We start from the raw sequence: 13713 nt of genomic DNA, 5'->3' as shown, positions 1-13713 counted from the left end.
CAACCCTCCTAATCTAATTTTAGGCAATCTAGGCCAGTAATGCCGCAGCCCGGATAGGTCTATCCTTTGAGATGCGGGTGAGATGGAAAAGTGGAAGTGCATTGGCGGTCTGGGTCGCAATTGTTAAATATTCCTTAAGTATAAGGTATATTATCATAATCATGATATGCAGCTTGCCATTCAAGACCGGGCAAGACTCGATCGCGATCGGGCTTGAGTGCAGCGTAGCCTGATATACAGGACAAAGCTACGCGCAAACATACCCGGACAAGCGATCGGCAAAATTTCTGGCATCGCACCCTTTTTGGATTAATATGACAACGTGGTGCATCGGCCTTGTTAGTCTCCGGAATAAGACAAGAATTAAAATAAGTTTTCTTTTCGATCTCGAATTACCATAAATAGAATCAGGTGTATCCTTGCCAGGTATGAGCTATTGTCTCAATCCCAATTGCAAAAAGCCCCAGAACCCAGCTAGGGCAAAAGAGTGTTCCAGTTGCTCGTCAAATCTGCTGCTTCTAGACCGATACCGAGCCATCAGACCAATAGGTGAGGGAACTTTTGGCAGAAGCTTCTTAGCGGAAGACGCCGAACAAACGAACACGGCTTGCGTCATCAAACAATTTTTACCCTTGCCGCAAATTCAAGGGAATTCTGGGGCGATGGCAAAAATGACCCAGATGTTTGAGCAAGAAGCAAAGCAACTGGTGGATTTGGGAGAGCAGTATCCGCAAATTGCGACGCTATTGACCTACGTTGAGGAAGATAAGCGTTTGTATGTGGTGCGGCAATACATCGAAGGGATGAATTTGTTCCAAGAATTGCAAGAGCAAGGAGCTTATAACGAGCATCAGGTAAAGGAACTGCTCTACGATATCCTGCCGGTGCTGCAATTGGTTCACAATCGACAAATAATACACCGGGAAATCAAACCGACAAATATTATCCGCAGAAATAGCGATCGCAAATTCGTCCTCATCGATTTTGGCATCTCCAAACAACTGACAGACACCAAACTGCAAAGAACAAGTGCGAGAATTGGCAACCAAGCACACATACCCCTGGAAATGCTGCGGGGTGGCAAAGTTTACCCAGCCAGTGACTTTTACAGTTTGGCCATCATCTGCATTCAGTTGCTGACAGGGGCGCAGTTGGAAGACCTTTACAACCCAATGGAAGGTCGCTGGGTATGGCGAGAGTATTTCCGGGAGACAGGTAGGGATGTGAGCGACCAGCTGAGTTCAATTTTAGACAAAATGCTCAAAGATGCGATCGACGATCGCTATCAACTAGCATCGGAAATACTCAAAGATTTCTACGACTCCGCATCCAGAACGGTTATCCGCACCACCACCGCCCCCCCACCACCTAGAGTTACACCGGAACTACAGCAAAAAACTTTGGGTTGGCGATGCGTCCAGACCCTCTCCAAGCACGCAGACACAGTTACTTCCGTTGCCTTTAATCGCGATGGTACAACTTTAGCTAGTGGCAGTGCCGATCGCAGCATTAATATTTGGGAATGGGAAACCGGCAAACTAATTCACAAACTCAACGGACACACAGACACAATTACTTCCGTAGTTTTCAGTCCGGATGGCAAGATTTTAGCTAGCGGTAGCGCCGACAAAACTCTCAAAATCTGGCAAGCCGATACAGGAAAACTGATTTATTCGATCTCAGGTCACTCAGTCACTGTTTTTTCCGTTGCCTTTAGTCCGGACGGTCAGATGCTTGCCAGCGGTAGCGGTGACGGCACGATTAAGCTTTGGCATACTGTGACAGGCAAAATGTTAGATGTTCTGACCGGACACTCGGACTTTGTGGAGTCTGTCGCCTTTAGCCGCGACGGTTCCTTCTTGGCTAGCGGCAGTTGGGATAATACGATCAAAATTTGGAATATTGGCAGCAGAAAGTTACTGCATTCTCTCACGGGTCATTCCGGTTCGGTGTGGTCAATTGCCTTGAGTCCCGATGCCAAGACTTTCGCCAGCAACAGCGGCGATAACAGCATCAAAATTTGGTACATGGCGACGGGTCAATTAGTTCGCACCCTCACGACTAATTCCGGTTCTGCTTGGACAATTGCCTACAGTCCCGACGGACAAACTATCGCCAGCGATAGCGGTGACAACACGATCAAAATTTGGCATACTGCCAGCGGTCAGCTGCTTCGCACCTTGGGCGGACATTCAGACCAAGTTCGATCGGTTGCTTTTAGCCCTCAAGGTCGGACTATTGCTAGTGGCAGTGATGATATGACGGTCAAGATTTGGCGGTTTGAATAGACCCCACCCCCCTGCCCCCCTCCCCGTCTACGGGGAGAGGGAGTTAGTGCAGATGGGTTCAAGAAACCGGGTTTTTCTCAAAAACCGATTCATTGTTAATTGCAACGAACATTGCTACTAAACATCAAGAATGTCCTATGAATAGGGCGATCGCGAAAAAATTTATCATTCTTTACAAAAATCTAGAGTAGCTGCATTAGCCAAATTTATCGCTGCTAAATCGAACTCGCTTCGAGTTAGCTGAGATAGCACTTACTTTCAATATCAACATCCTTACTGTGCGGTGGCAGTCTCCTCTCTGGAGAAGAGTCGGGATCGCAAGGCGATCGACCTTCTCAGATATTTTCTACAAAAGGATTTGTATTTTTGTATTTTGTACCGTTTTTTATAAAAAAGTAATTATAAACATCATTAAAAGGGTGTTAATATGGTTAGTTTAGAATAGATATGGTTAAGCAGATGGAAATAGCCTTATAAAGGACAATACTTACTTTTAATACCGTAAGTATCTGGAGCAGCCCTTTATTTTCCTTGGAAGTTAGACAATAATGCAGACAAAGACGTAGGGAAAAAAATAGTAACCACCAAGTTAGGACGTTCTTAAATTCCTTAAACCTTGGTTAAAGAGCCTTCTGCCTCTAGCCCCTAGTCCCTAGCCCCCAGCCCCTAGCTATAAAACTCAAGCGAGTTCGATAAGAAACAACTAAGGAGAACACGAGCGTGAAACTGGCAGTTTACGGAAAAGGCGGAATCGGTAAATCCACAACAAGCTGTAACATCTCCGTCGCCCTAGCCCGACGCGGCAAGAAAGTGCTGCAAATCGGTTGCGACCCCAAGCACGACAGCACCTTTACCCTCACAGGCTTCCTGATTCCCACCATCATCGATACCCTACAATCAAAGGACTATCACTACGAAGACGTTTGGCCGGAAGATGTAATCTACAAAGGCTACGGCGGCGTTGACTGCGTAGAAGCTGGTGGCCCTCCTGCCGGTGCCGGTTGCGGTGGCTATGTGGTGGGCGAAACTGTCAAACTGCTCAAAGAACTCAACGCTTTTGACGAATACGATGTCATCCTATTTGACGTTCTCGGCGACGTTGTTTGCGGCGGCTTTGCCGCACCCCTCAACTATGCGGACTACTGCCTGATCGTCACCGATAACGGTTTTGACGCCTTATTCGCCGCTAACCGCATTGCCGCTTCCGTGCGCGAAAAAGCTCGCACTCACCCGCTGCGCCTCGCCGGTTTGATTGGCAATCGCACATCCAAGCGCGACTTAATCGACAAGTACGTCGAATCAGTCGCCATGCCGGTGCTAGAAGTGCTGCCGCTAATTGAAGACATCCGCGTTTCCCGCGTCAAGGGCAAAACTTTGTTTGAAATGGCGGAGACCGACCCCTCGCTGAACTACGTCTGCGACTACTACCTCAACATCGCCGATCAGATTTTGGCCCGTCCGGAAGGTGTGGTGCCAAATGATGCACCCGATCGCGAATTGTTCTCCTTGCTGTCAGACTTTTATTTAAATCCGACAAAACCAACGATCAAGACAGAGGCAGAAGAACTAGACTTAATGATGGTTTGATCAGTCTAGTTTTCAGGATGGGGGAGAGAAACTGTGGCCTTTTTCGACGATTTCACATCAGCTCTGAAACAAAAATGGTTGCAATACTACCAAGTAAATCATTCGTGGCTGGCTCTGCAAATGGAGCTGGAGTCTGTCAAAACTCCAGATGGCGGTCGCCGACCGCCCTCTCACCTCATCCTGGGAATCCTAAATGCGCTTGAACCGAAGCTAGCGCAGTTGATGTTGCCCTTTGCCAAGCTCAATCCCAGTCCAGATGCGCTGATCGACGTTTTGGAGTTAAATTTCGATCCAGAGGTAGCGCTAGGAAACAAGCCAGCGATTAAAGAGCCTTCAGTACCACCAAGCGAGGTGACTGCCTCGACAACGGCGATCGAAACAGCTTTCGATCGCAAAGAATTGGAGGAAGAGGAAGACTCGTTAGTAGCACCGGCTGTTGTTGTCAGTACGACGACGATTGAAACTTTTGAGACGGTTGAGCTGAGCGAAGATGCGATCGACGAGTTGGACGAGGATGTGTCCGTAGTCTCCCTAGACGATGATGAAGATGTCGGGGGCTTAGCTGACATAGAACTCGACGATCTGACCGAAACCCCGTCTGAGGAAGACAGCGACGAAGATGCCGAAGGCTTTGGCGATTTAGAATCGCTGGATGAGTTTGTCGAAACCTCATCAGACGAGTCCGGTGAAGAGTCAGACGAGGATTTTGGCGCGGCGCTGGATGCCTGGGGTGAGGAAACTTCAGACGAGTCGGAAACAGACCTGAGCGACATGACGCTGGATGAGTTTGGGGATACGTCCACGAAAGATTTAGATGACGAAGACCTGGATGCGTTTAGCGACATCAACTTCGATCCGTTTTCCGACCCGAAGGCCAAAAAAGATGACGACGATGAGTGGAGCAAGTAATTGAGGCTTTGCACACAAAGCTAGATTTTGCCAGACTTTCGATCGCATTAAATTCTCATACTTTATTTCTGAGGGCGGGTATTTTGCCCGCTCTCTAGGAAAATTGCATTCATTTTTAGCTTTATAGCGCTAGCACGAGAGAGGATTTTATGACTGTTGCAGAACCGCAAGCGCTCAATTTTGAGTGCGAAACTGGCAATTACCATACTTTTTGCCCGATTAGTTGCGTGGCGTGGCTTTACCAAAAGATTGAAGATAGCTTCTTTTTAGTAATTGGCACGAAGACTTGCGGCTACTTCCTCCAAAATGCGATGGGGGTGATGATTTTTGCCGAACCGCGCTACGCGATGGCAGAGTTGGAAGAAGGGGATATCTCGGCGCAGCTGAATGACTATGAGGAACTCAAACGGCTGTGTTCGCAGATTAAGCGCGATCGCAACCCCAGCGTCATCGTTTGGATCGGCACCTGCACCACCGAAATCATCAAAATGGATTTGGAAGGCTTGGCACCCAAGCTGGAAGCAGATCTGGGTATCCCCATTGTAGTTGCTCGCGCTAACGGTTTGGACTACGCTTTCACTCAAGGGGAAGATACCGTACTGGCGGCGATGGCTGCACGCTGTCCCGAAAAGGCTCCCGTGATGGAAGCTGAAAAGGAAGAACGGAATGCGATCGCTAAACTGCTCAACTTCGGTCGCAAGAAAGAAGAAGTACAAGCAGAAGAATCGGAATATGTCAACCACCCGCCGTTAGTTCTTTTCGGTTCTTTACCCGATCCAGTTGTTACCCAACTAACTCTGGAACTGAAGAAACAAGGCATCAAGGTTTCCGGTTGGTTACCTGCCAAGCGCTTCACCGAACTACCGACGCTTGAAGAAGGGTATTATGTCGCTGGTGTCAATCCTTTCCTCAGCCGCACCGCTACAGCGCTGATGCGTCGCCGCAAGTGCAAGTTAATTGGCGCACCGTTCCCGATCGGTCCAGATGGTACCCGCGCTTGGATTGAAAAGATTTGCTCGGTGTTTGGAATTGAGCCGAAGGGATTGGAAGAACGGGAAAAACAAATTTGGGAAAGCCTGGAAGATTACATTAAGTTAATTCGCGGCAAATCTGTGTTCTTCATGGGCGATAATTTGTTGGAAATCTCTCTGGCACGTTTCCTGATTCGCTGCGGTATGACTTGTCCGGAAATCGGCATTCCTTATATGGATAAGCGCTATCAAGCCGCTGAGTTGCTATTGCTGGAGAAGACTTGCCAAGAAATGGGCGTACCGATGCCTCGCATTGTTGAAAAACCGGATAATTACAATCAAATTCAGCGGATTTACGATCTGAAGACTGATTTGGTAATTACTGGTATGGCTCATGCTAACCCGTTGGAAGCGCGGGGTATCAATACCAAATGGTCGGTTGAGTTTACTTTTGCTCAAATCCACGGCTTTACCAACGCACGCGACATCCTGGAGTTGGTAACTCGTCCGCTGCGCCGCAACAACAGCCTGAAAGATTTGGGTTGGGATAAGTTGGTGAAGGAAGAAGCAAAGGTTTAAGTTTCCCTGTTGTAAGTGACTCCGAGTAGATATGAGTGAGGGCGATCGAGTTTAACCGATCGTCTTTTTTTTATTGCAATTGTCAAGGTGAAAAGCCAAACGCACTAAAATAGTGAAATAGCGTTCCGTTCTACTTAATCCATGAGAGAAATCGTATTCTACCGCACAGATTCGGAGCGCTGTCCCGTGGAAGAATTCCTCGATTCTCTGTCTGGGAAACAAGCCCAAAAAGTCCTTTGGGTGCTACGCTTAATTCAAGAGCTTGATTGTGTGCCAAGGCAATATTTGAAGAAATTGGTCAATACTGATGATATTTGGGAAGTTAGAATTAATGTAGGCAATAATACGTTCCGTCTGCTAGGCTTTTTTGAGAATGATAACTTAGTTATTTTAACAAACGGATTTGCTAAGAAAACACAAAAAGTGCCATCCCAAGAGATAGATTTAGCAGAACAGCGAAAACGAGATTATTTAAGCAGGAGAGAGAATAATGAGTGATGTAGAGAAATACATCAAGAAACGCCAGCAAATTGATTCTGAGTTTGCTGATGGTTTTGAGTCTGGATATGCAAGTTTTAAAATTGGTGTGCTATTGGCGCAAGCAAGAAAAGAAGCGGGAATAACGCATGAAGAATTAGCGCGGCAATTAAATTTGAATAAATCGACTATCTCTAGAATAGAGAATCATGCAGAAGATGTTGGTATTTATACTTTGGAAAGATATGCCAATGCTTTAGGGAAAAAACTGATTATAGAAATTGCATAGGCTGTTAGAGCGCTTTGGTTTTGGCAAATCTGTATGAAATCGGCATCTCGCCGCTTGGACGCTCGCTCCCTGCTCGCGAAGCCGATCGATCTATCGAATCGGTTGTTTCCCCCTCGGCAATTCCCAACTTACCAACTTAGCGATTAGAATTATAGCTAAAACGAGTTGATGGAAAACTATGATAAAAGTAAAATTAGCCTTGGCAGCTATTGCATCCAGTGCTGCGATCGCCAGCGGCATTTTGTTGAGTTCCGTTAATTCTGCTGAAGCTTGTTCGTTTTATAAGCAAAAATACCAAGCAAAGAGTTGGTTAAATACGCCGTGGGCATTTGTAATTACTTTACCTGGAATCGCTTTGGCAACCGCTCTTTACATGGGCGGTCGCTCTTACCAAAATGAGCCCCAGTAAAGGCGCTTAAGTGTGATTTAAGCGTCAATTTTCAACTCTACCGAAAATATGTTTAGGGGCGATTCCTCTGGAGCGCTCCTATTCTTTATAAAATGGAAAATTTATGAGCAGAACACCTTCTCCCGAAGAAAGCCGCGAAATGCTGAAGTGGTTGAACCGCAACCGCGATCGGTTAAAAAAACAATATGCTCATCAATATGTTGCGTATAATACTAACGGAATTATTGCTAATGGTGAAAATTTGGACGAAGTTTTAGATTTGGCTGAAGCTTCACGAGAGCTATTTTTAATTTACTTAGTTCCCGAATATACTGGCTGTGTTCAGTTTGTAGGAGTTCGCTTTCGTTAGGCGATCGCTTTTTTCTTTAAACCGCAGAGGCGCAGAGAACACAGAGAAGATAGGAAGAGAGCGATTCGCTGATTACAATATAAATATTTTATGTGAAAATAGGCTGATTTTTTTACCGCAGATGAACGCAGATGGGTTAATGGTTGGTGGAATGGATTTTTTGTTGATGTAATAAATACTTGTTTTTATCTGTGTTTATCTGTGTTCATCTGTGGTTAAAAAGATCTTAACTAGGAGGGCGACGGGATTTAATCAATTTTCTAGCTTTATTTTTGGCTGCAATACCGATAATTATGCTAATAAAAAAGGTTAAGGAAAGGTTGATTACTCCTTCTACTGCTGGGAAGGGTTCGGTTAATTTGTTTTTGGTGATGTTGGGAATGAATGGTGATATGGATGTGGCTGCTATGGCGGCTATTCCTATGCCAATTCCCCATTCTTGTACTGTTTCTTGAAATATGCGATCGCGCTTTTCTATTATATCATCTAATTGCGCTTGTCTGATCTCTACTATTCCTCTAATTGTATCGATTTGTTTTTCTCGCAATCTTAATCCGGGACTGAGGGCTGCGAGGTCTTGTTCTAGTTGGGATTGATATTTATATTTTACCAAATCGTTGAAGGTTTTTAGGATGTCGAGATTCGAGGGATTTGCAGGTGTGATTTTGTTGGCTTTTCTTTCAATACTTTGTAATCGTTCTTGATAGTTGTAAGCGTTGGTTTTTAGCGCTTGCATCTGCACTTCTAAGTGGGCAAGTCCTTGGGCATATTCTGACAAAGTTTGGTAATTTTTGTCTAAGGCTTTGGTTAATTCGGTTAATTCGGATTCTAGCAGGTTGAGTTGGGAGGAGGTTGTTTCAAAAGGGGTGATAGCTTGAACTTCAGGTGAAAATTGTTTGGCTAAGGTTTGTTTCAGTTGTCGCGTTTTGCCATAAGCCCAAACTATTTTATGTTTGTAACAAAATAACTGTCGCCAATCTTCATAAAAATTAGCGATATGTCCCATTGTAGTTAGGTTGGGATAGATAATAATTAAAATATGATTATTTTCAGTTTCTAAGTTTTGCCAGTTTTGGGGAGTTTGCCAAATTTCCCAAATTTTCGCTTCGCTGAATTGTCCGCTTTCTTGACTGCCCCATTTCTCGAAATTTAAGGATTCGTAAGCTTCTTTGGCGATATTTTCTGTATTTTCGGCGGTTGAATAACCAAGTATTATCCAAGTTTTTCCCAGCAGTTCGCCGGAAATCGATATTTTTTCTTTTTCGGTAGTTAATTTATCTTTTAGTTCGGGAAAAGGTAAGCTATCGGGAGGATTATTTTTATCCGCGACGGAACAAGCAAGGAGGAAGCTATCGGTATCGCCCAAGGTGCGACGGGAGGAAAAACCATCGGGGAAACGAGTATTTTCGGGCTTGTCGAAATCTTCCTGAGAATTTGGGGGCATTTTCAGGTAATAGGTAAATAGAAATAAATGCGGATAAATTAAGTTATTCATTAACCGAATATATAAACCCAAGCATGGTTGTAAACATCGACGGTATTTAAGTAGGAAGAGTCAGGTGATGTGGGGGGAAGCGATGCAATTTCAGGAGAAGTTTGTAATTGGTTTTTGGTATCTTTTGTTGTTTGCACTGAATCGTTAGATTTAAGGATATGTTGGAATAACTTTAACGAGTTATCGGGAAGGAGAAAATTTTCCAATTCCCGGTTTTCGCTTTCCGGTTCGCTATCTTCTAATGGTAAGATACATTTGTTGCGCGGTTGGGCTTGATAAGCTAATTGCAAAGATTTTAGCGCGGGTGTATATAAGTTTTTCAGGAAGTCGTGTTGGTAAATTAGCTTTCGCAGACTTTCTATCGCCGCTTCTATATCAATTGCTAATTCTTCGCCTAACTGGTGCAACTGTTTTTGCAGCGATTCATCTAAAGGTAATTCTAGCTGCGAAAGGGCGATTAAAAAAGCCCGAATTGTTTTGATATCTTGTTCTCGCATAGATTTATTGGGTGTTTCGGAATGATAGTTTGTAGTAAGGACTTTAGTCCTTATACCCAGGACTAAAGTCCTTACTACGAACAAGTTTTATTATGGGTAATCTAACGGACATGATATGATTGGTTTTTGATGATTTCCAGATACGATAAATCCAGCCCAGTGGTAGGGATGGGAGTAAGGGCGATAATTCATTCCTTTAATTTCCGCTTCTTGCTGGGCTTTGCCGATCAGACCTTGCAAACTTTCCCAACAACCACTACCTTCTTCTAATTTAGCAGATTCTTGGCGATACCATTGGATTAGATCGGGGAAGGTGAGAGTAGAAAGCCAAATTTGGGTTTGTTGGAGTGCCAAAGCCGGAGGGATATTATCCTTATATAATTGGTGAAATTTAATCATCATCAAAGCTGTTTCGATTTCGCCAACTTGCCAAAGCGTGCTGATAACATGAGTAACGCCTGTTGCTAAAAAGCCACTGACTAAACCAACATATTCATCAATGATACCTTGTTTGCTGGTAATGCCAGTTTCGCAAGCGGAAAGACAAGCGAGTTGGTAGCCTTTTAAGTTTAGTTGGAAGATATCTTGCAAAGTTAGCATTTCTTCGTTGGCTAATTCCAAAGCTGACTCTAGGGGGTGGTGGATATTGTGTTCGCCATGTCCGGTAAAATGGAAGATATCAGCAGAATTGGAGAAAGCGGTGATAACTTTATTTTTTGTAACTTTACTACTTTTAATGCAGGTGGGATTATCGTAAATTTGGGCAATAATTTGCGATTCAGTTTCCGCATATTCTAAACGACTCGGACTTTCGATGCTGAGGAGTTTTTTGGGAGTGGATGGGGTATCAGTTTGCAAATCAATCCCAACTTTCAAACTGGGGATATAAGTAATTGTAAAATTTTTTTCTCGCAACAGGTAATGCAGTGGTAGGAGGTGCAAGTCGCGATGAGGGATCAAAATTAATTTTTGAACTTTAAAATCTAATTGCTTTAAAATCCCAGATATATCCAGTATGTCCGCAAGTTCATTTAACCTTTTTACCATTGTTTTCATCCAAAATTCGTTGGCTTTAAAAATCACATTGTTTTTACCTACCTTTTTTGGCATTTCCTTTCTTGTTTCTTTACGGTATCTTTGATAATCCCATTTCCATTTTGCCATCCATTCCTCAAATTGTCGGAGTTGGTTAGCAGTACCTATCTGGTAATCTGTATCTTGAGGTTCGATATTCTGTGATGCGTTACCGCAGAAAACGAAAGGTTCTTCTCCGTGTTTCAAAATAAAAGTTGTAATTGCGGCAGGACTAACGTGCCAGTAAATTGCTGCTGTATTTGCGCTCAGTAATGGCTCAATATCTAAACTGAGACTATCGGCATCTTTTCCTCTCAGCCAAGATAAGCAAAGATTTTTTCGTTCTTCTGCTCGCTTGAGAGCTTCCTTTGGCTTTCGGGATAGAACTAATTGATCTACTCGCAATTGGTCAAAGGTGCTAAATCTTCTGTGCAACCAATTTTGCTTTCCCTGGGATTTAGTGTCTTTCATAAGTCGTGCTAAAAGATCGCTACCATCATTTAACAATTCTTCCAAAACTTCTTGTGATTGTGTTCGATATTGGCAAACAATAATTAAACTTTCTAATATTTTAAGATATATTTCACCCGTATCTATATCTGTTCTAATTTCCTCTAGTAAAACCTTTGCCTCTTCATAACTTTCTTGAGCTTTTGACCAAAACCTACTATCTTGGTAATATTTACCTAATGAAAAATATAATTCTGCACAACCCTGTTTACGTTCGTGATAGCCTTTGATTTTCTTAAGATTATCTGGTTTGAGAATACCTAATGCTTTCTGCCAAATTTCCAAAGCTTTCCCATAGCGTTTTGACTTAAATAAAGCCCAACCATGATTGTTCCAAGCTTGCCAGTTAAATTCATTCAGTTCCTCAACTTTTTCGTAAGCTGCGATTGCTTCTTTATATTTTTTATAACTACCTATCTTATCTCCTAAGCTAGTTAGGGCATCGCCTAAACCTTTCCAGGCTTCTTGGTGAGCCTCTAGCAACTCAGTGGCTCTCTGATAAAAATATACAGCTTCGTCGTACTTTTCTAACTTTTCTAGTGCTTTGCCAATAAAATAATGTGCTTCGTGGTAATCAGGCTTAATTTTCAAAGCTTTCTTACAAAGGGTAATTATATAATTTTCATAACCGTTTAGCTTTAATAATCTAGAAACATTCCTTTTATGGCTATCCCAAATTTCTGGATAATCCTGATTCATTTCAATAACTTTATGGTAATTTGGTAACGCTAGTTGACTTTGTGCTAAGCGTTCATAAGCAAATCCAATGCGATAGTAAGCTTCCAAATGATCGGGTTTATATTTAATAGCTTTTTTATAGCTTTTGATGGCTAATTTAATACCGCTACCTAATTTAACTTGCGCCAAGCCAAGACGATACCAGGCTTCTGCATAGTTAGGTTTAAGCCTAGTAGCTTCCTCATAACTGGCAATCGCCTCATCATTGCGACCTAAAATAGATAGCGCAATTCCCTTGTTGTAAAAAGCTTCAGGGTAGTCTTTTCTGAGTGTAAGGGCTTGTTCATAACTTTCAAGCGCCTCGTTATTACGCTCTTGATCATCCTGCTTTGAATTATTATCACTGTTTGAATTAGCTTGGACGATACCCAGGCTACACCAAGCTTTGTAGGAATCCTGATTGATTGCAATGGCTGTCTTGCAACTAGCGATCGCCTGTTCATAGCGGCGCATATTTAATAGCACAACACCTCGTCTTCTCCAGGCATCTTGATAGTCTGGTGTCAGTTTAATAGCTTGGTTAAAGCAAGCAAGTGCTTCCTCGTTGTTTGAGCCTAAGTTCGCTAGCAAAATTCCACAACCATGCCAGACTCCGCAGGAATCACGTTTAAACTCAATCACTTTGATATAGCTTTCAAGCACCTCTATATCCCGTTTTAAACCATCAAGTGTAGATAATCCATCGAATGCAATACCCCGACCTAACCAATCTTCATAATCTTGAGGTTTAATTTTAATAGTTTGCTCAAAATCTACCTTTGCCTTCTCAGGCTGATTTAGCTTTTCGTAAGCCCAGCCGCGAAAAGCCAATGCCAATGCGTAGGATTCTTTGATTTGCAAAGCCTGACTCAGACAGTCAACTGAATCTTGATAGTCCCTTAACAGATAGTGAGCAAAACCTAACCCAAACCAGATTTTTGGGTTTTGTAATTCTAATGCTAATGCCTGTAAAAAACTATGTATCGCTGCTTTGTACTGCCCTCGATATATTTGATTATGACCTTGCTCTAGCAATACCTCTACTGTGTAAGTAGATGTTAGCGCAGTCTGAGGATTTTCCCTTGCCAGTAGTTTTCTGCCAATTTCCAGGGCAATCTCTCCCGATTTGTTATATTCCAACTCACCTAGTAGCACCATTCGACGCGCCAACTGATGATTTGGAACTGAAGATTCCAGCAATCTACCACCAAAGTGACCTAACCAAGCCACCAAGTCAGCTTCGTTAATCCCTTTGCCGATCAGAAAGCTTTTAATATTTTCCCGACTCGCGCCTTCTCCTATCCTATCCAGCAGTTGCAAAAACAAATTTTCCAATTCTGCATCGCTGAGGCGTGGATTTGGTTTACCCCCTGGAGTTCCCGCGCTACGGGGGGAAGGTTGGGGTGGTTTTCCCAATAGCTGTTGCCACAATTTTTTCAGCCAGCGCCAGATTTTCGCCAACATCTGCTGCACCCAAGGGTTGCGAATATTTTCGATTGTAGCGATTTATGCTTGAGGTTGTTGCGGTGTCTGGCGTTTGGCGCAGGTATGTAGTTGGGCTT

The 13713-nt window shown here is 43.5% G+C and carries 11 protein-coding genes; 8 read left to right on the top strand and 3 right to left on the bottom strand.

All coding sequences use genetic code 11. The annotated features are described in order from the left end of the window. Positions 1-428: 428 nt before the first annotated feature. The 8 genes from ACE1CD_RS30670 (at position 429) to ACE1CD_RS30635 (ending at position 7858) form a co-directional block, all read left to right on the top strand. The gene (locus ACE1CD_RS30670; RefSeq protein WP_374827214.1) at positions 429-2288 is read left to right on the top strand and encodes a protein kinase; all 1860 of its coding nucleotides are present in this window, start codon (positions 429-431) and stop codon (positions 2286-2288) included. Between the two features lie 720 nt (positions 2289-3008). Beyond that, on the top strand, positions 3009-3875 hold the full coding sequence (gene bchL, locus ACE1CD_RS30665) for a ferredoxin:protochlorophyllide reductase (ATP-dependent) iron-sulfur ATP-binding protein (protein ID WP_374800577.1): 867 nt from the start codon (positions 3009-3011) through the stop codon (positions 3873-3875). 33 nt (positions 3876-3908) lie between these two features. After that, positions 3909-4784: a DUF5331 domain-containing protein gene (locus ACE1CD_RS30660; RefSeq protein WP_374827213.1), complete on the top strand. Its 876-nt coding sequence runs from the start codon at positions 3909-3911 to the stop codon at positions 4782-4784. A 149-nt stretch (positions 4785-4933) separates the two neighbouring features. Beyond that, on the top strand, positions 4934-6334 hold the full coding sequence (locus tag ACE1CD_RS30655) for a ferredoxin:protochlorophyllide reductase (ATP-dependent) subunit N (RefSeq protein WP_374800573.1): 1401 nt from the start codon (positions 4934-4936) through the stop codon (positions 6332-6334). Between the two features lie 186 nt (positions 6335-6520). After that, on the top strand, positions 6521-6832 hold the full coding sequence (locus ACE1CD_RS30650; protein ID WP_374827212.1) for a type II toxin-antitoxin system RelE/ParE family toxin: 312 nt from the start codon (positions 6521-6523) through the stop codon (positions 6830-6832). After that, a complete protein-coding gene (locus ACE1CD_RS30645; protein WP_374827211.1) occupies positions 6825-7100 on the top strand; it encodes a helix-turn-helix domain-containing protein in 276 nt (91 codons plus the stop codon). Before ACE1CD_RS30650 ends, ACE1CD_RS30645 begins: the two co-directional genes overlap by 8 nt. 178 nt (positions 7101-7278) lie before the next feature. Continuing rightward, complete coding sequence (locus tag ACE1CD_RS30640; protein ID WP_374827210.1) at positions 7279-7509, top strand: hypothetical protein; 231 nt, start codon at positions 7279-7281, stop codon at positions 7507-7509. Positions 7510-7612: 103 nt separating this feature from the next. After that, complete coding sequence (locus ACE1CD_RS30635; protein ID WP_374827209.1) at positions 7613-7858, top strand: DUF5678 domain-containing protein; 246 nt, start codon at positions 7613-7615, stop codon at positions 7856-7858. A gap of 226 nt (positions 7859-8084) precedes the next feature. On the opposite strand, the gene ACE1CD_RS30630 is transcribed toward ACE1CD_RS30635, so the two are convergent. The 3 genes from ACE1CD_RS30630 to ACE1CD_RS30620 all read right to left on the bottom strand — a co-directional run bounded on the left by ACE1CD_RS30630 (position 8085) and on the right by ACE1CD_RS30620 (position 13615). Further along, the gene (locus ACE1CD_RS30630) at positions 8085-9353 is read right to left on the bottom strand and encodes a hypothetical protein (RefSeq protein ID WP_374827208.1); all 1269 of its coding nucleotides are present in this window, start codon (positions 9351-9353) and stop codon (positions 8085-8087) included. Beyond that, positions 9353-9850 carry a hypothetical protein gene (locus ACE1CD_RS30625; protein ID WP_374827207.1) on the bottom strand — a complete coding sequence of 166 codons (498 nt, stop codon included), beginning with the start codon at positions 9848-9850 and terminating at the stop codon, positions 9353-9355. Before ACE1CD_RS30625 ends, ACE1CD_RS30630 begins: the two co-directional genes overlap by 1 nt. A gap of 90 nt (positions 9851-9940) precedes the next feature. Further along, positions 9941-13615: a tetratricopeptide repeat protein gene (locus tag ACE1CD_RS30620; RefSeq protein WP_374827206.1), complete on the bottom strand. Its 3675-nt coding sequence runs from the start codon at positions 13613-13615 to the stop codon at positions 9941-9943. Positions 13616-13713 lie beyond the last annotated feature (98 nt).

This window comes from Aerosakkonema sp. BLCC-F183 (genome assembly GCF_041929145.1).
GTDB lineage: Bacteria > Cyanobacteriota > Cyanobacteriia > Cyanobacteriales > Aerosakkonemataceae > Aerosakkonema.
The sequence above is the reverse complement of the archived record's forward strand: the minus strand, read 5'-3'. Positions and strand labels throughout refer to the sequence as shown.